This is a genomic window from Gardnerella lacydonensis, from assembly GCF_048545055.1.
Lineage (GTDB): Bacteria > Actinomycetota > Actinomycetes > Actinomycetales > Bifidobacteriaceae > Bifidobacterium > Bifidobacterium vaginale_C.
The window spans coordinates 340,166-363,379 of record NZ_JBKQXT010000002.1 but is presented as its reverse complement, the minus strand read 5'-3'; the positions used below and the strand labels follow the sequence as shown (position 1 = coordinate 363,379).

The following is a 23,214-nucleotide window of genomic DNA, read 5'->3' as shown; positions in this document are numbered from 1 at the left end:
CACAATGTACAGTGGCGTTATGAGCAGTCAAAAAAGCAGTAATAGCGATTTAGATCATAATTTAGGCACTGATTTAAAACAACATGCGGATTTTAATTTAAGTTTTGCTAAAGAAACTGACTTATCATACAGAACTCTAGTTAAAGCTGGATTTGCTCGTCCAGAATCTGCTCGTAAAACCATAGAAGATATTTGCAAAAATTGTGAGAATAATTCAATTAATGCGCTCAAAATCTTAGAAAGCATAAATAGAGCAGAAGACCCAGATTACGCAATTTTAGCGTTTAAAGATATATATCAATCTCAGAAAAAAACTGTTGAAAATATTGCGGAGAACTCGAATAATTCATTATTAACAAGCCCACTTGCGTCTTTAATGCAAGTTCTTGGAGCATCTAAATCATTTGCGATGCTAATGAGAACGCACACTGATTTAATAAACGCTGCAGCAAATGACCCAAATCATTTACTACACATGACTTTAGAAGAACGTGTTTCGGATTTACTAGAAGCTATTCAATCTTACAGTGCAACAGTAGTAAACGAAGAAAAAGAAGATTTACAAAATTTAAAAGAAGAAGACAACGTTGTCGCCAAGAATTGTAGCTCGTACACTGTTCCAATAAGCTCTATGGGTTTTGCTCAAGCTGTTTGTGCTCTTAGAGCGAGATATCGCCAGCATATTGCTGCAATTATGGCATATGATTTGGCTAGTGCAGACCCTGTAGAATTACAGCCAGATATAAGTCGTAAACTTTCGGATGCTGCGGATGCGGCTCTTGAAGCTGCGCTTGCGATAGCGCGCGGGCAAGTTTCTGGATCTTGTTGCTGCAGGTTTGCAATAATAGCAATGGGAAAATTGGGAGCGCAAGAAGTAAACTACGTTTCCGACATTGACTTAATATATGTAGTAGAACCAACTAATGGCGTTAAACAAGATGAAGCTTTGCGAGTTGGGTCTTCTATTGCACTTGTTTTGCAAAAAGTGTGTCAATCGATTGTTATGGGTTGTGCGGAGCCACCATTATGGCAAATTGATACAGCGCTAAGACCAGAAGGCAAAGATGGACCTCTTGTTAGGCGCTTGGAATCACATAACGAATACTACGAAAAGTGGGCAAGTAGCTGGGAGTTTCAAGCATTACTAAAGTCGAGACCAGCCGCAGGAGACAGGCAGCTTGGTAAAGATTATAGACAAATGGCAGATTCGCTTATTTGGAAAGCGTCTGGGCGAGAACACTTTGTTGCAGATTGCCAACATATGCGACAGCGAGTAGAGTCTTTGATCCCTGCGTCTCAGCGAGATTTAGACATGAAGCTTGGACGCGGAGGATTGCGAGATGTTGAGTTTACAGTTCAAATGCTGCAACTTGTGCACGGAAGTGAAGATAAGTCTTTGCGAGTTAGAGATACTCTAGGAGCGCTTAATGCACTATCTGCTGGAGGCTACGTTTCTAGGTCGCAAGCTGCAATTTTGGCAGAACACTACCGCTTTGAGCGCGTTCTCGAACATCGACAGCAAATGTGGAATATGCAACGCACTCATTTATTCCCAGATTTAGGTGCACAAGGAAATGGTGGATTAGATCGCGCAAGAAGCATTAGTGCGGAAGAGCTTAATAGTAACGAGCAAATTAGGCGTCTTGCTAGAGCTGTTAGACTTAAGCCAGAAGAGCTTGTAGCTAGATTTGACAAAGCGCGCCGGGAAATTAGGCATTTGCATAAAGATATTTACTACCGTCCAATGCTGCCGATTAATGCGCAAACTGATGCAGATCCTATTGTGTTGTCTGCAGAAGCTGCGCGCGCTCGCTTTGCATCGATAGGTTTTGCTGATGCAAAAGCTGCACAAATGCATGTTGAAGCGCTTACTGATGGACTTTCACGCGCTGCTAAAATTCACAGAATTTTGCTTCCAGCAGTGTTGAAATGGCTTGGAGAAGGTCAAAATCCCGACATGGGTTTGCTTGTTTTCAGGAGACTTTCAGAGCGTTTCGGTGGTAAGAACACGTATCTTGGATTTTTGCGTGATTCTCCTAGCGCGGCTCGCAGGCTTTGTCATGTTTTGTCTGATTCGCGTTATTTAGGCGATGCAATGATGCAGTCAATACAATCTATTACTTGGCTTGGAGACGATTCGGCGCTTACACCTAGGGGCAGAGAAAGTTTAGATATGCAGACAAGCGCAATGTTGGCAAGATATTCAAGCAGCATTGTGGATTTTGCTCAGTCTTTGCGTGCTTTAAGAAGGCAAGAAATTGAGCGAGTAGCTCTTGCTTGGATGTGTGGGATTATTGACGATGATACTTCGATGCAAGCGATGAGTGATGTGTTTGATGCTGTACTTGATGCTGCTCTGCAATGGTCTATGAAAGATGCGTCTTTAAAAATGGACTTAGAAGAGAGTAAAGCTTTGATTGCCATTATTGCCCTCGGACGTTATGGTGGCAGGGAAGTTAATTTCTGTTCTGACGCGGATATGATGGTTGTTTATAAGCCGATGGCGAATGATGATGATTGCAAGATTGAATATGATTCTATATCTGATATTGCTCACCGTTTCGCGCAGACTACTGTAGACATATTGCGCAATATCCTGCAAGGTCCTCTTACTTTAGAGCCAAAAATTATGGTCGATTTAGATTTGCGACCAGAAGGTAAAGATGGTCCGCTTGTGCGTTCGCTAGAATCGTGTGAGCATTATTACCAAAAGTGGGCTAGTACGTGGGAAAATCAAGCACTTTTGCGCGCGCGTTTTGCTGCAGGGTCGAAAGATTTGGCAGATGCTTTGCTAAGCGGAGTAGTAAACAATTTGCGTTATTCACCAGATCCTCTTAACGAATCTCAATTGGCGGAAATTCGTAAGCTTAAAGCGCGTATGGAAGCAGAACGCTTACCAAGAGGCGTTAGTAGAGACAGACATTTGAAGCTTGGGCGCGGTGGTTTAAGCGATGTTGAGTGGACTGTTCAGCTTTTGCAATTGCAATATGCTGGGAAATACAGGTCCTTGCGAGTAGTTGGCACAATGCAAGCGTTGAAAGCGCTTAAAGAATTGAATTTGATCGAAGATGAAGACGCAAATGTGTTAGAAAAATGCTGGCATATGTGTTCTGCAGTGCGAAATGCGAACTTCTTGTGGTCTGGTTCCTTGGAGCGCGCGGATGTTATTCCAACAGACTCTTATTCTTTAGGCGGAATCGCAACTTATCTTGGGTACGATCCAAACCAAGGTCGCGTTTTTGAAAACGATTTAATGGCTGTTATGCGTCAATGCCGCGAAGTCATGTCCCGTCTCTTCTACTGTCGCTAATAGTTGACATTTTATTGTGTCGGTAAGTCTGACAAATCGTGTACAATCTACAAGGTCGCGTGTGGTCGCGGTCGTTTGCCAACTAGCGAAAGGTAAGCGGTTCTATTATGACGAACGCATTTTATGATTCTTCTAATCAGGTTTTTTCTCGTTGTGCAATTGCTCAATCGTTAGCAAACAAAAGCGTTGTTACATTAGACGATATTTCTACAGCTCAAATACGAATGCTATTAGATAAAGCACGATATATTGACGAGCACAGAAAAGAAGTGGCCCACACTTGCGATGGTAGAGTGTTGGCCACTCTTTTTTATGAGCCGAGCACGAGAACTCGACTAAGCTTTGAAACAGCAATGCTTCGCTTAGGTGGAAAGGTGATCGGTTTTGCGGGAGCACAGCTTTCTAGTGCAAGCAAAGGCGAAACGGTTAGCGACACTTTAAAAGTGGTGTCAAATTATGTAGACGTTGTAGCAATGCGTCATCCTAAAGAAGGTGCTGCATTTGTGGCGTCGCATGCAGGAAGTGTTCCTGTTGTTAATGCAGGAGACGGCGGCCATATGCACCCTACTCAAACTCTTGCAGATTTAGCTACAATTCTTGCGCGATTTGGCAGGCTGAATAACTTAACAGTTGGTTTATGCGGAGACTTAACATACGGTCGCACTGTTCACTCGCTTATTGAAACTTTATGCCGCTTTGGGAATGTTCACTTTGTGCTAATTAGCCCAGATGAGCTTAAAACTCCTCAGTACGTAATCGACCGCATTAACGATACGCCTTCGTGCACTTACGAAGAAACTCGCGACTTAATGGAAGTTATTGGCAGCTTGGACGTGCTTTATATGACTCGCGTGCAAGAAGAGCGTTTTACAGATCGCGAGCAATACTTGCGACTTCGTGACACTTATATTTTAACAGAAGAAAAATTGCAAAAAGCAAAATCTTATATGCCAGTGCTTCATCCGCTTCCGCGTATTAACGAAATCGCTGTTGATGTTGATGACGATCCTCGTGCAGCATACTTTGAGCAGGTTAAAAATGGCATGCTTATGCGAATGGCATTAGAAAGCTCTGTATTAGGAGATGAGCTTCCAGGATATGAGCCGACTGATTTTGTGAATATTCCTAAAGATGAGTTGGAAGCTCACGATTCTCATGGAATTTCGTTGGCTAATCCTCGCGTTCACATATCTGACGAGAATGCTCCAGAAAATCTTATATGTCCTAACTCTCGTTGCATAACAAACAGTGAGTTGACTCTTAAGCGTAGATTCTATAAAGCTGAGTCAGATAGACATGAGTATCATTGCTTGTATTGTGATGAAGAATTGCAGTGAATTCAAGTAGAATACACGTAAATAACATAATTCAAAATCAACAATAAAACTGAATAAAAAATAGAAATAAGCAAAACTAGGAGCAATATGAACGACTCACGCATGTTAACCTTGCGAAATATTGCCGTTTGGGATACTGGCGAGCGAATCGATTTGGTTATAGATGGCGTTAGACAAGACGCTTTAATTGAGAAAAACGCTCGAATTTCGGGGGAAATTGATGCAAGTGATTGGATTGTTGCTCCTGGTTTTGCAGACCCGCACGTGCATTTTAGGGATCCTGGTCAGACTGATAAAGAAACAATGATGACTGGGGGCAATGCTGCTGCTGCTGGAGGATATACGAATGTGCTGATTATGCCAAACACAATTCCAGCTGTTGACGGTGAGCCTTGGAATGATGCTCCTTTTGATGTAGAAAACGTTATAGATTTTTTGCAAAGATACGGGTGTATTTATGGCGTAAAACTGCCAGTACACTACGATTTAAGTGTTTGTGCTTCAATAAGTAGGCAAGGTTTAAAACCAAGCAATATTGAGCTCTGGAAAAAATATGTTCATGGTGTTGATGATAATCAAAAAACTTCGCCTATGAAAAAGCATCCAATTACTGCAATAAGTGATGATGGTTCTGCTGTTACAGATTCGATTTTGCTAGACGTTCTTAAAATGGCGAAAGAAACAGGATTGCCACTTGTTGAGCATTGTGAGCATCATGATTATGGTTCGGTAAACGAAGGACCAGTTGCTAAAATTCTAGGCCTTGGCGGAATTCCTGCATCTACAGAGCTTGCGATTGTTAATAGGGATATAGAAGCAGTTCGCAAAATAGGTGTTCACGTGCACTTCCAGCATGTTAGTACGGCTGCCGCTTTCGAAGCTATTCGCAAAGCCAAGAAAGAAGGTTTGCCGATTACTTGCGAAACAGCCCCACATTACGTTGCTCTTTGCGATGAGGATGTGCTTAAGTATGGGTCAATGGCAAAGATGAATCCACCGCTAAGATCTAAAGCGGATAGACAGGCAACTCTTGCTGCTATTGCAGATGGCACTATAGACATGATTGCCACGGATCACGCTCCTCACACAGCAGGTGATAAAGCTGGCGATTTTGCTAATACTCCAAATGGGATTATTGGTTTGGAATGTGCTTATGGCGTATGTCGTAAAGTGCTTGTTGACGCTGGGTATACGGATGATAAGCACTTAATTGAACTTATGTCGATTAATCCTATGCAATTTATGAGTAGAAGACCTACAGATGTTACAGCTTTGCTTAATGTGTCTTCGCGTTGTGCCGTGAGACGAACATTAAAATTAAGTGAAACTGAACATCCAGAAAATATTGATTTAGTGCTTATTAATATGCGTGAAAAATGGAGCGTTGATGCGAATTCCTTCCATTCAAAGGCTCGTAATACTCCATTTGAAGGATGGCAGTTACAGGGAAGACCAGTTGCTACTATTGTTGGCTCAGAAATCGCCTTTTCTCGCATGTAATTTGTGTATTTTATAAATCGTGTTTTATAAGTAAAGACAAAGACTAAAAACTAAAAAATAGTTTGCGGCTAGTAGAGGAACAATATGGACGAACTGATAGAAGAAATCGCAGCGAAGCAAAACCCTACTGTTGTTGGATTAGATCCAAAGCCTGGGATTTTGCCTGCGCAAATTCTAAGTGGATTATCTGATGAAGTTTTGCAAGAAGTCGAAGATGAAGAGGCTTTGCCAACCTTGCTTGCTGCATCGTACTTTGAGTTTAATCGTGCGATTATTGATGCGATTTACGACATTGTTCCAGCTGTTAAGCCACAAATTGCAATGTACGAGGCACTTGGTTCCGCTGGAATCGACACTTATGCTATGACTTGTGATTATGCAAAATCACGTGGGTTATTTGTTATTGGTGACGCAAAACGAGGCGATATTGGTTCCACGGCAGCTCAGTATGCAGCACATTTGCGAGGATTTGCTGATCTTGATTCGTATTTTAAAGATGATTCTTACGATTTTAACGAATCTTTAGTTAATCTTCTTAAAAGCGCTAGCACAAAAGATGTTTGGCACGAGGACTCTCTTACCGTAAACCCATATATGGGTTCAGATGGCGTTAAGCCATTTATAGATGAGGCAGTAGCGCGTAATAAAAATATTTTTGTTCTTCTGCGCACGTCTAATCCTTCTAGCAAAGAGCTTCAAGAACTTGTTGTTGAAGATGGCAAACCAGTTTATGAGCATATGGCAGGTTTGATAGAAAAATGGGGTGAATCAAATATTGGGACTAAAGGGTATTCACGAGTAGGAGCAGTAGTTGGAGCAACTCATCCAGAAGAAGGTAAGCGTTTGCGCGAGATTATGCCACACACTTTCTTCCTTGTTCCAGGTTATGGTGCACAAGGTGGAACGGCACAAGATGTTTCTGGAATGTTTGATGAAAATGGTCGAGGTGCAATAGTGAATTCTTCTCGCGGAATTATTGGTTCTTGGCAAAAATCGCAAGATTATGTTAAAAACAAGTCTTCTCTTTCTCTTAATAATATTCTTGAGATTGTATCTGATTCTGCTCGCAAATCTGCTTTAAACATGAGAGATGACTTAAGACAAGCAGTATATAAATAAATCGTGTGTTAGTGTTAATGCAAAGCGAATCACAATTAGGAATTATTTCAAGATCATTGTGTCAAAATTGTGAATATGCGCGTGTAAAAACAATTATGCATGTATAACTAAATATAACTAAAAACTGAAAATAGCTAAAGATAGCTAAATTACGCAACGATACGACTACATAAGGTAGGGTAAAACTAGATGAGTGATGGCATGTTTATTCAAACTCGAAAATCTTTGAGAAACGCCATATTTACGTTACGTGAAGACGCTTATGATTCTTCGGGTGCAGATTCTTTTAGTGCAAAAAGTTTGCACGCTGATGATTTAAAATACACTCGTCTTTTAGGTCGCCGTGCTATAGAAGTTCTTGATAATCAAAAGCTTGACGAAGGCGTGTATCGCTTAGTTTTGCGCGATGATGCTATTGCTAAAACTGCCGCTCCTGCGCAATTTGTTAACTTATATTCTCCAGATTCTACAACTATGCTTCCTAGACCATTTGGTGTTGCAAGCGTTGATGGAGATACTTTTAGCCTTATTTTTGCTGTGATTGGTAAAGGAACTGCCGAATTTTCGGAGCTCAAAGCAGGAGATACTGTAGACGCTTTAGGCCCATTAGGATTGGGTTTTGATATTTCTAAGCCAGCACACTATGTTCTTGTAAGCGGAGGATTGGGTGTTCCTCCTTTGATTTGTGCTGCACAGGCGATTGCAAAAAACAAGAATTGCAAAGTGACTGCGGTTCTTGGATATCGCGATAACCATTTTGCTGACTCATTTATGAAGGAATACGTTGATAATGTTTATAGCATTAGCAACGCGCAAGGAACTGTTATTACTTTGCTTAATGAACTCGAGCAAGAAAATCATTTTGATTTTAATGGAGATTTGCCTATTGTTGTTCTTTCTTGCGGTCCTATGCCAATGATGAAGGCTGTAGCTCATTGGGCGCATGAGCGTAATGTTAAATGTCAATTAAGCTTAGAGGCGAGAATGGGATGCGGATATGGAACTTGTGTTGCTTGCGTTGTAGATACTTTAGAAGGCAGACTTAAAGTTTGTAACGAGGGACCAGTGTTTGACACCGAAAGATTAGGCTGGGAGTAAAAAGATATGAGTAATGAAATGAATAATGCTTTAGAAAATGCGCAAAATGGCGCACAGAATAGCCCATCAACTCTTGGATTTGACACTAGTCATGTGTGGAAACACAGCACTAAAGTAGCTGGAGTTGAATGGAAGAATATGGTTGGGACCGCTTCTGGCACATTCCAACTTGCAGCTTGCGCGCACTTTTACGATGTGAGTCAGCTTGGAGCAATTTGTACAAAAGGTGTTTCCCCGGTTCCTTGGCAAGGAAATCCTGCTCCGCGCACTGCAGAATCGCCTTCTGGAATGGTGAATGCTGTTGGCTTGCAAAATCCTGGAGTTGACCACTATTTAGTAGATGAGTTGCCAAAGCTTAAAAAGCTGGGGGCTCTTGTAATTACTAACGTTGCAGGCCATAGTGATGACGATTATGCTCAAGTTGTTGAAAAGCTTGCAGATTCTGCTGCAGACATGCTTGAGATTAATGTAAGTTGCCCAAACGTGACTCATGGTGGAATGAGCGTTGGTACGGATCCTATTGCGCTTCATCGCTTAATTAAGCGTCTTCGCGCAATGACGGATAAGCCGATGATTGTAAAAATGACGCCAAACGTTACTGATATCGTCTCGATTTGCAAAGCTGCGGTTGATGCTGGAGCGGATGCTCTAAGCATGATTAACACTCTGGTTGGATTGCGAATTGATATTCGCACAGGCGAGCCTATTATTGCAAACCGTACTGGCGGCGTTTCCGGTCCTGCTATTTTCCCGATTGGACTTGGGTTTGTGTGGCGAGTTCGTCAAGCTATGCCAGATATTCCAATTATCGGCATTGGTGGCATTGATTCTGGCGAAAAAGCTTTGGAATACTTGTATGCTGGCGCTAATGCTGTAGAAGTTGGTGCTGCTGCTTTGGTGGATCCTACTGCTCCTATTCGTATTGCGAGAGAGCTTGATGATTTGCTTGATTCTCGTCCAAAGCTTGCGTCTTTGCTTGCAGAAGGAAAGACTTGGCGCTGAAATTAAGTATTTAAAAGGTATTTAGAAAGTATTTAAAAAAGTATTTAAAATTATTTTAAGAAAGAGAGCTAATTATGGCAGAATTAGACGAGCGTTTTACAAAGTTTTTGCTTGACTCGGGCGCGCTTAAGTTTGGTGACTTTACGTTAAAATCTGGTCGTCAATCACCTTATTTTATTAATGCTGGAGCTTTTGACGACGGCATGAAAATCGCGAGCTTAGGAGCATACTACGCTCAGCGCGTTGTTGCAGCAATTGAAGAAGGCAAACTTCCGCAAGATATTGACACTGTTTTCGGTCCTGCTTATAAGGGTATTCCGCTGGCAGTTTCTACGGCGATGGCTTTGACAAATAATCACAATATGCCTGTTGGTTTTACTTTCGACCGCAAAGAGCGAAAGGATCATGGCGACGGCGGAATTATGGTTGGAAAACCGTTAAAAGACGGCATGAAAGTTTTGCTTGTTGACGACGTGATGACAGCTGGAACTGCAGTTCGCGAAACTTTGCCAAAACTTAAAGCGGAAGCAAATGTGCAAGTTGTAGGCTTGATTTTGGCAGTAGACAGAATGGAACGCACAAAAGACAGTGAGCTTTCTGCAGTAAAAGCAGTAGAGCAGAAGTTTGGTTTCCCAGTTTTGCCAATTGCTAACGTGCGTGAAATTTTCGCTGCAGCACAAAAACTCACTAATAATGACGGAAGCGCTGTTATGGATGAGAATTTGGCTGCTCGAGCTGAAAATTATTTGCGAGAATATGGTGCATGAATTGTCTGTGCAATATAGACTTATACAATTATAGACTTGTATAATTAAGCAATTATATAAGTCATGTATGAGTTGTGTTCTTGCTATTTTATTCATACATATGTTTGTTAAATAGGAATGGCGGATTATGAAAGAGGACAATAACGAATATCAGGATTTGAATGATATAGCTTCATTTAATAATCCGCCTGAGTATGAGCAAGATACCATTTTTGATCGGTCTAGTAATGATTCAAACAGATCATTATTAAGCGATAAGAAAGCTATTGCAGTGATTATATCTGTTTCACTTATTGCAGTAGCAATTGTTATCGGAATATGGTTATCTTTGTTTGCACATAGTTCTAGTAATATAAACGCGGGCGAGCCATCTAAAAAGTGCGTTCAGTTGCGTACACAAGTTCTTTCAGCTAAAGCTGACCTTAAAAAAATCATTTCAAGCCAAAACGTGCATGATGCTTCTGAAATAAAATCTTCCGATTTTGATGCTGATTTTGATTCAGTTAAGGATACTGTTGACGATTTTCAATCTTCCTTAAATTATGCCAATGATGATTTGAAAAATGATATTTCAGATTGTCCAGTTGGAGCCAGTTCTTACGATTCACCATCAGTCGAAAATAAGCTTTCCAACCAGTTGGATACTTTGAATAAAGATGCTGATTCGCTTAAAAAATCTTCTGATAATCTTTTAAAAACAAGTAGAACTTCTTTTGGCGATCAATTGTTAAATCTTGTTAAAAAAGCTAGAGAGCTTGTAGAAAAAGCGAAAGATTTGCCTATTTTAGCTGTTGCTTCTAAAAGTCTAGAAAATGCTATTAATGATGCTGGTAATGCTCTTGCTAAAAGCAGCAATAATTATCAAGAGTTAAAGCAGTCTTATCAAAAAATAAAAGCTGTTATAAGCCAGTACGAAGATAGAATTAAAAAAGTGAGCGATAGATTTTTAAGTAGAGATGGCAATGGGTATCCTTTTGATGCTCCACATCCTCAGGATGATCAAGGTGGCTATATTCCAATGGGTCGTAGTCAAAACTCAGAGTCGTCGGAACAAAACGATCAAGAGTAACGAATAATCGCGTTAAATGCGTGTTGTTATTTTAGTTGTTATTTTAGTTGTTATTTTAATTAGTTGACGCTTTGTGGCATAATAAGCAAGGTTTATTTCTTAGCTGTGTAAATTGCAGCTTTAATTAACGAAAGAAACGGATAACTCGTGGCACAGACTACCAATGATATTAAAAATGGATCGGTTTTGAACCTTGAAGGTCAGCTTTGGACCGTCATCAAGTTCCAGCATGTTAAGCCAGGTAAAGGTCCTGCTTTTGTGCGTACCACCATTAAGAACGTGCTCTCGGGCAAGATTGTCGACAAGACTTTTAACGCCGGCATGAAAATGGAGTTCGAGACCGTTGATAATCGCACTTTGCAGTACTCTTATGAAGATGGCGATAACTTCGTCTTTATGGATATGAACACTTATGATCAGGTTTATATTCCTAAGGACTTAGTTGGTGAACAAAGCAAGTATTTGCTTGAAGGCACTGATTGCATTGTAAGTTTCCATGACGGCACTCCTTTGAGCGTTGAGCTTCCAGCTTCTGTAATTTTGACCATCACTCACACTGAACCTGGTTTGCAAGGTAACCGTTCTAACGCTGGCACAAAGCCTGCAACTGTTGAAACTGGTGCTGAGATTCAGGTTCCACTGTTTGTTGGCGAAGGCGAAAAGGTGAAGGTTGACACTCGTGACGGCTCTTACCTTGGTCGTGAAAACTAATTAAATTTTTTGTATAAAGCGACTCGGCGGCGATTCTTGTTGCTGAGTCGTTTTATTTTGCAATAGCTATTTTGTGCAATATTTGATATATATTGATGTAAGTTTAATTCTTGTAGACTTTAAGGATCTATAAGATTATGTAGTTTGATAGAAAGACGATACTATGGCACGTTCCACCGCTCGCAAAAGGGCTTTGAATACGCTGTATGAGGCAGATGAAAAGAATCAAAATATTCTTTCTTTGCTTGAAGAACGTTTGAAGGAGCCAGGTGCGCAAACTCCTCTTCCAGATTATGCTGTTGATATTATTCGAGGAGTTGGTGAGCGTAGAAATAGGATTGATAAGACGTTGAATCGTTATTCTACTGGCTGGAAAGTCGGAAGAATGGCGGTGATTGATCGTAATATTTTGCGAATAGCTGTATGGGAGATTCTCTTAAACGACGAAGTGCCAGATAAGGTTGCTATCGATGAGGCTATTTCTCTTGCAAAAATGTATAGTGATGATGATGCTATTGCGTTTATTCATGGCTTGTTAAGCGCGATTATGGCAGACAAAGAAGCTTGCTTAGCAAAGTTTAATGGTGAGGCATCTGCGGAAGATACTGCTGGAGAAGTTAATGAAACTGAAGCAGCTGATTCTTCAGATGTTGAACAATCTTCTAATGAATCTAATGCTGATTCTGTTGAGTGAATTTAAAATTGCGTGTAATCCGTTTAGTGCAGTAGCATTAAGCGGATTTTTTTTTATTATGAATTCGTAGTAATGAATTCGCAATAATAATTTGCATTAAGAAATTGTTGATAGCTATTATCGGCGCGTCGCCGTCCGCCAATCTGAGTAGACTTGCCACGAATAACCTAAAGCCATAAGGGGGTTAAGGTGGGCTATAACGACACCTTCGCCGGATTCGGCACTGATGATGCAGTATTAGTATTGGAAGACGGACAAGTTTACGTTGGTAAACCATTTGGCGCAAAAGGTTCTACGCGCGCTGAAATCGTGTTCTCTACAGGAATGACTGGTTACCAAGAAACGCTTACTGATCCAAGTTATGATCAACAAATAGTTGTTCAAACGTTCCCACACATAGGAAATACGGGAATTAACAATGAAGACCCAGAATCTTCAAAAATATGGGTTGCAGGATACGTGGTAAAAGCTCCAAGCCCTATTGTTAGCAATTGGAGATCCACTGGTTCCTTGGAAGATGATTTAGAAAAACAAGGAATAGTAGGAATCAGTGGTATTGATACGAGAATGCTGGTACGACATTTACGCTCAGTTGGCGTTATGCGTGCCGGCATTTTTTCTAATGAAGCACTGATAGACAAAGCTACTGGAGCAATTCGTACAGTTGCATCTTTTGTGAATGAGATTAAACAAACTCCTCAAATGCAAGGCTTGCGACTAACAGACGAAGTTAGTACACAAGAAGATTATACGATTGAGCCTTGTGGGGATTACGAAGGCAAGGAGCCTCTTTACACTGTTGTAGCTGTGGACTTTGGTATAAAAGCCATGACTCCGCATCGTTTGGCACAGCGCGGATGCCGTGTACACGTTGTAAGCTCCTCAATAAGCTTTGAGTCACTTCAAGCGCTTAATGCAGATGGCGTGTTCTTCTCGAATGGACCAGGTGATCCTGCTCAAGCAAATCGAGAAGTGGAATTATTGCGTAACGTGTTAGACGCAGGATACCCATTCTTTGGAATATGCTTTGGAAACCAACTTTTAGGTCGCGCGCTTGGGTTTGGAACATACAAGCTTAAGTTTGGTCATCGTGGCATAAATCAGCCTGTAAAAGACGTGACTACTGGAAAAGTGGAAGTTACGGCTCATAATCACGGCTTTGCTGTAGACGCTCCTATTGGTGAGACTATCCAATCGCCTTACGAAAATGGACATTTTGGTCGCGTAATAGTGTCTCATGTAGATCTTAACGACAATGTTGTAGAAGGCTTACAATGCCTTGATATTCCAGCTTTTTCTGTGCAATATCACCCAGAAGCAGCCGCAGGACCTCATGATGCATCGTACTTGTTTAACCGCTTTGTAGAACTTATGCAAAATCACAAGAATAAGAGCGAAAAATAGTAGGTATAAAGGGATAAAAGGAATTTATAATGCCAAAACGTGCTGATATTAAATCCGTAATGGTTATTGGTTCTGGTCCAATCGTAATTGGTCAGGCTGCAGAATTCGACTACTCTGGAACGCAAGCTTGCCGAGTACTTCACGAAGAAGGAATCCGCGTAATTCTTGTAAACTCTAATCCTGCTACTATTATGACGGACCCAGAGCTTGCAGACGCAACATATATTGAGCCGATAGACACGGCAATTTTGGAGCGCATTATTGCTAAAGAGAAGCCAGATGCGCTTCTTCCAACATTAGGTGGTCAAACTGCTCTTAATGCCGCAATGGACTTGGGTCGTGCAGGAATCTTAGAAAAGTATAATGTAGAGCTTATTGGTGCATCTCTTGAGGCAATCGACCGCGGCGAAGACCGTGAGCTTTTCAAAAAAGTTGTCGAAAAAGCTGGAGCCGAAAGCGCAAAATCCTTCATTGCTCACTCAATTGAAGAAGTAGACAAAATTGTTGAAACACTAGGATACCCAGTTGTTGTGCGTCCAAGCTTCACAATGGGCGGCTTAGGCTCTGGAATTGCTCACAATCAAGAAGAATTACATCGCATTGCAGGAGCAGGTATTCACTATTCTCCAACAGACGAAGTGCTTATTGAAGAAGGCATTGAAGGCTGGAAGGAATTTGAGCTTGAGCTTATGCGAGATTCCAAAGACAACGTTGTTGTTGTGTGCCCAATTGAAAACGTTGATCCCGTGGGCGTTCACACTGGAGATTCGATTACAGTTGCTCCATGCTTTACGCTAACAGATCGCGAGTATCAAAAGATGCGCGATATCGGTATCGCGATTATTCGAGGCGTTGGCGTTGATACCGGCGGATGCAATATTCAGTTCGCAATCAACCCTCAAACTGGTCGCATTATCGTAATCGAAATGAATCCTCGAGTTTCGCGTTCTTCTGCGCTCGCATCTAAAGCAACTGGTTTCCCGATTGCAAAAATCGCTACAAAACTTGCTCTCGGCTACACTTTGGACGAAATTCAAAACGATATTACGCGTTCAACTCCTGCAAGCTTTGAGCCAACGATTGACTATGTTGTAACTAAGATTCCGCGCTTTGCTTTTGAAAAGTTCCCTGGAGCAGACACTACGCTTACTACTTCTATGAAGTCAGTTGGCGAGGCAATGGCTTTGGCTGGAAACTTCCAGGAATCTCTTGGCAAAGCAATGCGCTCAATCGACAAGCGTCACGCTTGCTTTAACTGGGACGGCGAGCGCCCAAGTAAAGAAGAAGTTAGTAAGCTTCTTGAAGAAATGCACACTCCAACCGAGCACCGCTACTTGCAAATTCAGCGCGCGCTATGGGGTGGGGCTACGCCTGAGCAGATTTTTGACGCAACAAAGATAGACCCATGGTTTGTTGAGCAGCTTTCGTTAATTAACAAAACAGCTTTAGAGGTTCGTGAAGCAGAAAATTTGACGCCAAAAGTGTTAAAGAATGCTAAGCTTGCTGGTCTTTCGGATGTTCAAATTGCGCATTTGCGTAATCTTGGCGACGAAGGCGAAAACATGGTTCGTGAGCTGCGTTGGGCGTATGGATTGCATCCTGTTTACAAAACGGTTGACACGTGTGCTGCCGAATTTGATGCTGTAACGCCTTACTACTATTCTTGCTACGCTGACGAAAGCGAGCTTAAGCCACGCGATCGCGAAGCTGTAATCATTCTTGGCTCTGGTCCAAACAGAATCGGCCAGGGTATTGAGTTTGACTACACTTGCGTTCATGCTGTTCAGGAATTGGGTAAGGATTACGACACAATCATGGTCAATTGCAATCCTGAAACAGTTTCTACAGACTACGATATGTCGGATCGCCTTTACTTTGAGCCCCTTACTTTTGAAGACGTGCTCGAAATTTACCAAGCAGAAAAGAAGCTTGGTCCAGTGAAAGGCGTGATTGTGCAACTCGGTGGTCAAACGCCACTTTCGCTTGCTGCGCGTCTTAAAGCTGCAGGAGTGCCAATTTTGGGAACTACGCCTGAGGCTATTGATTTGGCAGAAAATCGTGAGCTTTTCGGCGAGGTTCTTCGCCAAGAAGGCATGAATGCTCCGCGCTACGGCACTGCATTAAGCCTTGAAGAGGCTAAGGATGCTGCTCACGCAATTGGTTACCCTGTTCTTGTGCGACCAAGCTACGTGCTTGGCGGTCGTGGCATGGAAATCGTGTACGATGATGCTCAGCTTGCAAAATATGTGGATCGCGCTTTACAGGAAGCTCAAGCAGACACTGTTGTTTCTGGTCGTTTGCCTTCGCCGCTTTTGATTGATAAGTTCCTTCAGGACGCTATTGAGATTGATGTTGACGCACTTTACGACGGCAACGAGCTTTATATTGGTGGAATTATGGAGCATGTTGAGGAAGCTGGCGTTCACTCTGGCGATGCTGCTTGCACTCTTCCTCCAAGCACGCTTTCGGATGATCAAATTCGTAGACTTCGCGAGGGCACGCTTTCGATTGCTCGCGGATGCTCAGTTCGTGGTCTTATTAATGTGCAATATGCTTTTATGGCAAACACTTTGTACGTAATTGAGGCGAATCCTCGAGCATCTCGTACTGTTCCGTTTGCGTCTAAAGCTACGGGAGTTGCTCTTGCTAAAGCTGCTGCTCGAATTATGGCTGGCGAAACAATCGCACAGCAGAGAAAGCGCGGTCTTCTTCTTCCTAAGGGAGATGGTGGAGATATTCATCCAGGCCAGCAGGTTGCTATTAAAGCTTCCGTTTTGCCTTTCAAGCGTTTCCGCACGCCTGTTGGTCGCACAGTCGATATTTTGCTCGGACCAGAGATGCGCTCTACTGGAGAAGTTATGGGCTTCGACCGCGACTTCCCGCATGCTTTTGCTAAGAGCCAGCTTGCAGCGTACAAGGGCGGTTTGCCTACAAGTGGCAACGTGTTTGTGTCTGTAAGTGATGCAGATAAAAGGCAATTGCCGCTACTTGCAGTGCGCCTAGTAGAACTTGGATTTACTATTTGGGCGACCGAAGGTACGGCTTCTGTTCTTCGACGCTACGGCATTGATTCTGTGATTGTTGATAAGCTTTCCAGCCAAGGCGACACGGCGAAGGATGTGCGAAATGCTGAGCCTTCGCATGAAAGAATCGGCAAAAACGTGGTTGAGCTGATTGAGAATGGTAAGATTGATATGGTGTTGAACACGCCGAATTCAAGAGGGTCGCGTACGGATGGTTATGCTATTCGTGCAGCTGCTGTTGCAGCAGACCTTCCGCAATTCACTACAATTACGGAGTTTGCACCAGTTCTTATGGCTATAGAAGCTGTTAAGAACAACGATTACCAGGTGATGAGCATTCAGGAGCATGCCAAGCAACTGTTTGCAATCGAGAAGGCAGAAAACGAAGAAAGTCGGGCTTAATACATGACCGAAAGCATACGAGAGCAGGAATTGCAGGCGCAAAGATCCGATTTTGGATTGCGTCTAAAAAACGCTATGGCAAAATACGGTCCATTATGCGTTGGTATAGATCCGCACCGCAAGATGCTGCTTAATTGGGGATACAAGATGGATGCTCAAGGAGCAGAATTGTTCTCCATGCGTATGCTTCAGGCCATGAACGGCAGAGCTGCTGCCGTAAAATTCCAGTCGAGCATGTTCGAGCGCTACGGGTCTAAGGGGTTCGCGGCGCTCGAACGAGTGCTGTATGCTGCAAGGCAAATGGACGTAATTACTATTGTGGATTGCGGTCATGGTGGATTGTCTACGACAATCTCTGCGCTTGCCGACGCATACTTTAAGCCAGATGCGCCTCTTCTTACTGATGCTATTACGCTTCTTCCGTATTACGGAGCTAGGTCAATGGGTGGGTTGATTAATGAGGCTCTTAATAATGGCAAGGGAGTGTTCATTGCTTCGCTAACGTCTAATCGCGAAGGCGCTAGCTTGCAAACTGCTATTCGCCAGACTGGTTCCTACCGCGGCACAACTGTTGCTCATGGTATTGCTCAAACTGCGCAAATTTTTAACAACAATACAAAAGGCATGGGTTCTGTTGGCTTAATTGTTGGAGCTACTATTGGGGATTGGATGAATGGAGGTGGAATAGATTTAACGAGTTTTACTGGTCCTATTCTTTCTCCAGGTTACGGCTGGCAGGGAGCGGAAGCTAACGATTTGAAAACGGTTTTTGCTGGTACTCATGGAAATGTTTTAGTAACAGTTTCTAGGTCTATTGCTTCTCATGGTCCAGATATTGGTGCATTATCTACTGCAACTGAACGAATAGCTTGGGATATTCGTCAAGCTTTAATGGATTCATGAAAATTATTTAAGAGAGTCAAATATGGTTAGTTTAAACGATACACAGAGTATGCCAGTCGCTACTAAAAGGCGTTTGATTGTTCTTACTGGTCCTACTGCAGCTGGTAAGGGCACTGTTGAGGGAGTATTGCGCGAAAAACATCCTAATATTTGGCTTTCTGTTTCTGCTACTACTCGCAAGCCTCGTTATGATGAGTTTAATGGAATTCATTATTGGTTCATTGATGAAGAGGAGTTTGAGCGTAGGAAGAAGAACGGTGAGTTTCTGGAGACTGCTCTTGTTCATGGAATGGCACATTATGGCACTTTAATTCAGCCTGTTTTAGATCATCTTGCTCAAAACGTTCCAACTCTTTTAGAAATTGATCTTCAGGGAGCTAGAAGAGTAAAGCAAGAGGCTTCTAGACTTGGCTTGGAAGTTGTGTACGTGTTTATTGCCCCTCCTAGCTTTGAAGAGCTTAAACGCCGACTTATTGGTAGAGGCACTGAAACTTCTGAGCAGCAGGCTAAGCGTTTGCAAACCGCTAAAGTAGAAATGGCTGCGTCTAGCGAGTTTGATTTTGTGATTGTTAATGATGATGCTCAGCGCGCTGCAGATGAACTTTGGAAGATAATAGCTAAAGAATACGATTTAGATTAATTTAGATTAATCTAAATGAGTAATTCCTAAATATCCTTGCAATAGCTTACAATAGTCTACTTGGAAACTATTGTGGCACCATAGAATATGGAGAACATTATGGCATTGGGCACTAAGCCAACACCTACGGGACTTGCAAATCCGCCTATTGATGATTTGATGCAGCATGCGGATTCCAAGTATGCGCTTGCCTTGTTTGCCGCAAAACGAGCACGGCAGATTAATTCTTATTTCACTCAGCTCAACGAAGGATTGTTGCAGAACGTCGGTCCTCTTGTTGATTATAGAAACCAAGAGAAGCCTCTTTCTATCGCATTCCGAGAAATTAATAAAGGTTTGCTGGTGGAGAATCTTGGTGAAGATGATATGAATGAGGGAAATTAAGTTTTCTTTACATTTTTAATTGCAGCCGTATTATCCTATGCTTGTTGGTATTGGATATGCGGCTGTTATTGGTTTTAGCGCGTAAGTTTTAATTTTTTAATTAAAGGGGAGTTATGTCGGAAGCTAAACTTATTTCTGCAGAATCCGTTACAGAAGGTCATCCCGATAAGCTTTGTGATCAGATTGCAGATGCGATTCTAGATGATATGCTTCGTCAAGATTCTCATGCGCATGTTGCTGTTGAAGTTTGTGCATGCGTAGGACAATTTGTAGTCTTCGGGGAAGTTAGGGGAGAAGTATACACCGACATACCAGGCATTGTTAGAAAAGTTGTACGTGAAGTAGGATACAACAGTTCAACTGTTGGCTTGGATGCTGATTCATGTGGAGTAATGGTATCTTTAACAGAGCAAAGTGCAGAAATAAATCAAGGTGTTTCTAGGTTAAATCTTGAATCTGAAAGCTTAGCGTCTAAAGAAGATCGTTATAAAAGCCAAGGTGCAGGCGATCAAGGTGTTATGTTTGGATATGCTAGCGATGAGACAGACGCTTATATGCCCCTTCCAATATATCTTGCTCATCAGCTTGCCCAGCGCTTATCCTACGTACGAAAAGCTGGAATTGTATCTAAACTTAGACCGGACGGTAAAACACAGGTTACAATCGAATATGATGAATGTGGGAACCCTGTTCGTTTAGATACTGTTCTTATTTCAACACAGCATGACCCAGATGTGAGTCCTGATTGGCTTAGAAATCAGCTTGTCCAAAATGTTGTAGAGCCTGTTCTTAGTAAAGTCTTAGAAAATCGCGTTGATTATAGCGATTATAGAATGCTTGTAAATCCTACAGGGTCGTTTGTTTTAGGCGGGCCTGCTGCAGATTCTGGATTAACTGGCAGAAAGATTATTGTAGACACTTATGGTGGAGCCGCTCATCATGGTGGTGGTGCTTTCTCTGGCAAAGACCCTAGTAAAGTGGATCGTTCTGCAGCATACGCTGCGCGTTGGGTTGCTAAGAATCTTGTCGCCGCAGGTTTAGCACATAAGGTAGAGGTACAAGTTGCATATGCGATTGGAATTGCAGAACCTGTTAGCGTAAATGTAGAAACTTTTGGAACCGAAGCAAATGGAATTACTCGTTCGGATATTTCTAAGATTGTTCGAAAAGTCTTTGATTTGCGCCCAGCAGCAATTATCGACGAGCTTGATTTGCTTCGACCAATCTACTCGAAGACTTCTGCTTATGGGCATTTTGGAAGAACAGATGTTGATTTTCCTTGGGAAAGACTTAATCGTGTTGATCAGATTAAGAATGAGGTAAAATCTTTAAAAAATTGATTTAGGATTTAAAAGGATGTGCTAATGCTTGAGCAGCCTTCACTTGATGGTTTAGCGCGCAAACCACGTAGGCGTAAGAAGAGTGATTCAATACAGAGTCAAGCTGATAATCGCCCTATTGCTCATATTGTGCTGGATGTTCAAGCATCTCATCTCGGTAAAACTTTTGATTACATTGTTAGCAAAGATCAGGATGATTACGCTAAGCCAGGATGTATGGTCCGTGTCAAATTTGGTGCTAGACGCGTAAATGGAATTATTTGGGGTAGGAGTGAATCAAGCACAACACCAATATCTTCATTAAAGTTTATTGAAAAAATTATTCCAATAGGAGAAGTAGTTTCTAAATCTTTTATGGAAGATATTGCTTCAATAGCTAATGCTTATGGCGGAACAAGAGCTAATATTATTAGGCTTGCTTTACCTAGAAGAATTGCTGGTGTAGATAAAGAAAATTTGCTGGACGATATTCATTTATCTAAAAGAGTAAAGTGGATTAACGAATTACAAAAAAATTTTAGGTCTAACAATACTTGTGAAATATCTCAATACGATGGAAGTGAGAATCTTAGAAAAACAACAGATGCTCGTATGATTGCATCCTACCAGAATGCGAATCTTCTTAAGCAATCCTTAGAGGATGTTCAGAAACCGTATTATTTTCATCATGAAAATAGTTCGCTTTCGAATAATTATAAAAATAATTGCAAAGCTTTTCTTATAGATGCTTTACCAGGATCAATGAGATGGTCTCAGGATTTAGCGTGGATTATTGTAACTGCAATAAGAGCGGGTCGCCAAGTTGCTGTTGTTCTTCCTACAATTCGCGAAGTAAACGATGTTATGCGCTCCCTCATGGTTTATGGTCTTAAGCCTTATAAAAAATCGCAGAATCCAAGTGGAAGTTTAAGTGGGGATGTTGCTCGTCTTTGTGCATATGATTCTCCAGCAGACAGGTATAGAGCGTGGAGAGCTATAGAAAAAGGAATTGTTCCATGTGTTTTAGGAACAAGATCTGCAATGTATGCTCCTGTTGAATCGCAAGCACTTTTTGTGATTGTAGAAGATAGCGCATATCAGTACGCAGATGGTATGATGCCCTACGCTCAAGCTAGAGGCGTTATGCGATTACGTGCACAAAATCATAATGGTGTTTTCATAACAATGTCTTTTGCTAGAAGCGTGATAAGTCAAGACGAATTAAAAGGAAAAAATCTTGCTGCAAAAGTAAGTGGACCTTTAGTTGAAATTAAGCCATTTAATACTATTGTGAATAATGCCTGCCCATGGGTTCGTCTACTTAATTCTGATAACCTTAATAAGATAAATGATCCGAGTGCAGGATCTAGAATACCGTATACTGCATTAGCGTCGATTAGACAAACTTTAGACGCAAATCTGCCTGTTTTACTTGTTACAGCACAAGACGATACTGTTCAGCGTGCTGCATGTAAAAAATGCCACAGTATGGCTCGTTGTAAGCGCTGTACAGGTCCTCTTGACTTACCTATAGATGGTTCTGCTCCTAAATGCGCATGGTGTGGAAGTGCTGCGATTGGATGGAAGTGCTCGAATTGTTCTAGTGGATCTAACTTTATCGAGGCTATTCGTGTTGGAGTTAATTTTACTGCCAAGGAAATATTTAAGATTTTTAAGGATGTTCCAATAATTATATCTTCTGCGAAGCAGAAAAGTGGTGTTATAGAGTGGATTGACCAGAAGCCGATGATTGTCATTTGTACTTTAGGAGCAGAACCTCGAGTTTTAAGCTCATCTAAAGATTCTTGCGGAGAATATGGCCTTGTTGCGATTTTAGACGCGTGGACGAGTCTTTACAACACTGGTTTAGATTCTCGAATAGACACTTTGAATGCTTGGATGAAAGCAGCTTCAATGTGTGCGTCAAAAAACAGAGGTGGAAGCGTTCTTATTTTGGGTGAAACTTACGATATTCTCGCTAAATCTTTGGAAGAATGGGATTCATCACTTCTTTCTAAACAAGAGTTGCAAGAAAGAAGTGAAGCACTTCTTCCGCCAACTGTATGCGTCGCAAGAATATGGGGTTTTAGGCAGGCTGTAATAGATACGCTTAATGCTATAGGTGCAATGAGTGTAGATGTAAGCGAAGATATTACAAAAGTCGCAAGCAAAAATGGTGATTTAGATAGTTCTAGTAATCTTCCAATGTTAAAAGTTGAAACTAAAAATAGTGATTCTAATGATGATTCTGATGAATCCGAATATCTTCCTCCTTTACTTGGAATTGTTCCAATGAAGCCTCCTTCAACATTGCACGAGCAAAATTCTCAACGCTTTGAAGAGTTAAACGACAGAGTTAAAGCAGTTGTGAGAGTGCCGTTAGAGTATAGAGATGAATTAGTTAGTCGTTTGAAAAAAGAATGTGCAAAGCATTTTGCGATGCGGAAAAATGGCGAATTAAAATTTAGTGTGGATCCTAAGGATTTGTAAAATCGCATAAACTTATTAATAAAGACTTATAAATAAAGAGGT

General features: G+C 41.7%; 17 protein-coding genes. All 17 read left to right on the top strand.

Features of this window, described 5'->3' with window-relative positions; translation table 11 throughout:
- The first annotated feature begins 4 nt into the window (after nucleotides 1-4).
- The 17 genes from ACJV45_RS03570 (at nucleotide 5) to ACJV45_RS03490 (ending at nucleotide 23,172) form a co-directional block, all read left to right on the top strand.
- Nucleotides 5-3,310 (top strand): bifunctional [glutamine synthetase] adenylyltransferase/[glutamine synthetase]-adenylyl-L-tyrosine phosphorylase, encoded by a 3,306-nt coding sequence (locus ACJV45_RS03570; protein ID WP_419397692.1) that lies wholly within the window; start codon nucleotides 5-7, stop codon nucleotides 3,308-3,310.
- Nucleotides 3,311-3,417: 107 nt separating this feature from the next.
- Nucleotides 3,418-4,647 carry an aspartate carbamoyltransferase gene (gene pyrB, locus ACJV45_RS03565; protein ID WP_004123465.1) on the top strand — a complete coding sequence of 410 codons (1,230 nt, stop codon included), beginning with the start codon at nucleotides 3,418-3,420 and terminating at the stop codon, nucleotides 4,645-4,647.
- Nucleotides 4,648-4,734: 87 nt separating this feature from the next.
- Nucleotides 4,735-6,147 (top strand): dihydroorotase, encoded by a 1,413-nt coding sequence (locus ACJV45_RS03560; protein WP_419397661.1) that lies wholly within the window; start codon nucleotides 4,735-4,737, stop codon nucleotides 6,145-6,147.
- A gap of 84 nt (nucleotides 6,148-6,231) precedes the next feature.
- The gene (gene pyrF, locus ACJV45_RS03555; protein WP_004122476.1) at nucleotides 6,232-7,266 is read left to right on the top strand and encodes an orotidine-5'-phosphate decarboxylase; all 1,035 of its coding nucleotides are present in this window, start codon (nucleotides 6,232-6,234) and stop codon (nucleotides 7,264-7,266) included.
- Nucleotides 7,267-7,455: 189 nt separating this feature from the next.
- Nucleotides 7,456-8,364, top strand: coding sequence for a dihydroorotate dehydrogenase electron transfer subunit (locus ACJV45_RS03550; protein ID WP_415703465.1), 909 nt, complete (start codon nucleotides 7,456-7,458; stop codon nucleotides 8,362-8,364).
- Nucleotides 8,365-8,370: 6 nt separating this feature from the next.
- Nucleotides 8,371-9,366 carry a dihydroorotate dehydrogenase gene (locus tag ACJV45_RS03545; protein ID WP_415684091.1) on the top strand — a complete coding sequence of 332 codons (996 nt, stop codon included), beginning with the start codon at nucleotides 8,371-8,373 and terminating at the stop codon, nucleotides 9,364-9,366.
- Between the two features lie 74 nt (nucleotides 9,367-9,440).
- The gene (gene pyrE, locus ACJV45_RS03540) at nucleotides 9,441-10,133 is read left to right on the top strand and encodes an orotate phosphoribosyltransferase (protein WP_415703466.1); all 693 of its coding nucleotides are present in this window, start codon (nucleotides 9,441-9,443) and stop codon (nucleotides 10,131-10,133) included.
- 127 nt (nucleotides 10,134-10,260) lie between these two features.
- Entirely contained in the window at nucleotides 10,261-11,202 is a 942-nt protein-coding gene (locus ACJV45_RS03535) for a hypothetical protein (protein ID WP_004122467.1), read from the top strand.
- A gap of 147 nt (nucleotides 11,203-11,349) precedes the next feature.
- Nucleotides 11,350-11,913, top strand: coding sequence for an elongation factor P (gene efp, locus ACJV45_RS03530; RefSeq protein WP_004115197.1), 564 nt, complete (start codon nucleotides 11,350-11,352; stop codon nucleotides 11,911-11,913).
- Nucleotides 11,914-12,076: 163 nt separating this feature from the next.
- Nucleotides 12,077-12,607: a transcription antitermination factor NusB gene (gene nusB, locus ACJV45_RS03525; protein WP_004122463.1), complete on the top strand. Its 531-nt coding sequence runs from the start codon at nucleotides 12,077-12,079 to the stop codon at nucleotides 12,605-12,607.
- A 189-nt stretch (nucleotides 12,608-12,796) separates the two neighbouring features.
- On the top strand, nucleotides 12,797-14,011 hold the full coding sequence (gene carA / locus ACJV45_RS03520; protein ID WP_016825118.1) for a glutamine-hydrolyzing carbamoyl-phosphate synthase small subunit: 1,215 nt from the start codon (nucleotides 12,797-12,799) through the stop codon (nucleotides 14,009-14,011).
- Between the two features lie 29 nt (nucleotides 14,012-14,040).
- On the top strand, nucleotides 14,041-17,436 hold the full coding sequence (carB, locus tag ACJV45_RS03515; RefSeq protein WP_353582742.1) for a carbamoyl-phosphate synthase large subunit: 3,396 nt from the start codon (nucleotides 14,041-14,043) through the stop codon (nucleotides 17,434-17,436).
- 3 nt (nucleotides 17,437-17,439) lie between these two features.
- Nucleotides 17,440-18,339 (top strand): orotidine-5'-phosphate decarboxylase, encoded by a 900-nt coding sequence (gene pyrF / locus ACJV45_RS03510; RefSeq protein WP_004115188.1) that lies wholly within the window; start codon nucleotides 17,440-17,442, stop codon nucleotides 18,337-18,339.
- 22 nt (nucleotides 18,340-18,361) lie between these two features.
- A complete protein-coding gene (gene gmk / locus ACJV45_RS03505; RefSeq protein ID WP_419397660.1) occupies nucleotides 18,362-18,979 on the top strand; it encodes a guanylate kinase in 618 nt (205 codons plus the stop codon).
- A 99-nt stretch (nucleotides 18,980-19,078) separates the two neighbouring features.
- Nucleotides 19,079-19,363 carry a DNA-directed RNA polymerase subunit omega gene (gene rpoZ, locus ACJV45_RS03500; protein WP_004111763.1) on the top strand — a complete coding sequence of 95 codons (285 nt, stop codon included), beginning with the start codon at nucleotides 19,079-19,081 and terminating at the stop codon, nucleotides 19,361-19,363.
- 113 nt (nucleotides 19,364-19,476) lie between these two features.
- Entirely contained in the window at nucleotides 19,477-20,703 is a 1,227-nt protein-coding gene (gene metK / locus ACJV45_RS03495; protein WP_415684095.1) for a methionine adenosyltransferase, read from the top strand.
- 24 nt (nucleotides 20,704-20,727) lie between these two features.
- Nucleotides 20,728-23,172, top strand: a complete 2,445-nt coding sequence (locus tag ACJV45_RS03490; RefSeq protein WP_419397659.1) for a primosomal protein N' family DNA-binding protein — start codon at nucleotides 20,728-20,730, stop codon at nucleotides 23,170-23,172.
- Nucleotides 23,173-23,214: the final 42 nt, after the last annotated feature.

Coding starts and splice junctions, on each gene's coding strand:
- ACJV45_RS03570 (WP_419397692.1), top strand. CDS start 5: ATGTACAGTGGCGTTATGAGCAGTCAAAAAAGCAGTAATAGCGATTTA.
- pyrB (WP_004123465.1), top strand. CDS start 3,418: ATGACGAACGCATTTTATGATTCTTCTAATCAGGTTTTTTCTCGTTGT.
- ACJV45_RS03560 (WP_419397661.1), top strand. CDS start 4,735: ATGAACGACTCACGCATGTTAACCTTGCGAAATATTGCCGTTTGGGAT.
- pyrF (WP_004122476.1), top strand. CDS start 6,232: ATGGACGAACTGATAGAAGAAATCGCAGCGAAGCAAAACCCTACTGTT.
- ACJV45_RS03550 (WP_415703465.1), top strand. CDS start 7,456: ATGAGTGATGGCATGTTTATTCAAACTCGAAAATCTTTGAGAAACGCC.
- ACJV45_RS03545 (WP_415684091.1), top strand. CDS start 8,371: ATGAGTAATGAAATGAATAATGCTTTAGAAAATGCGCAAAATGGCGCA.
- pyrE (WP_415703466.1), top strand. CDS start 9,441: ATGGCAGAATTAGACGAGCGTTTTACAAAGTTTTTGCTTGACTCGGGC.
- ACJV45_RS03535 (WP_004122467.1), top strand. CDS start 10,261: ATGAAAGAGGACAATAACGAATATCAGGATTTGAATGATATAGCTTCA.
- nusB (WP_004122463.1), top strand. CDS start 12,077: ATGGCACGTTCCACCGCTCGCAAAAGGGCTTTGAATACGCTGTATGAG.
- carB (WP_353582742.1), top strand. CDS start 14,041: ATGCCAAAACGTGCTGATATTAAATCCGTAATGGTTATTGGTTCTGGT.
- pyrF (WP_004115188.1), top strand. CDS start 17,440: ATGACCGAAAGCATACGAGAGCAGGAATTGCAGGCGCAAAGATCCGAT.
- gmk (WP_419397660.1), top strand. CDS start 18,362: ATGGTTAGTTTAAACGATACACAGAGTATGCCAGTCGCTACTAAAAGG.
- rpoZ (WP_004111763.1), top strand. CDS start 19,079: ATGGCATTGGGCACTAAGCCAACACCTACGGGACTTGCAAATCCGCCT.
- metK (WP_415684095.1), top strand. CDS start 19,477: ATGTCGGAAGCTAAACTTATTTCTGCAGAATCCGTTACAGAAGGTCAT.
- ACJV45_RS03490 (WP_419397659.1), top strand. CDS start 20,728: ATGCTTGAGCAGCCTTCACTTGATGGTTTAGCGCGCAAACCACGTAGG.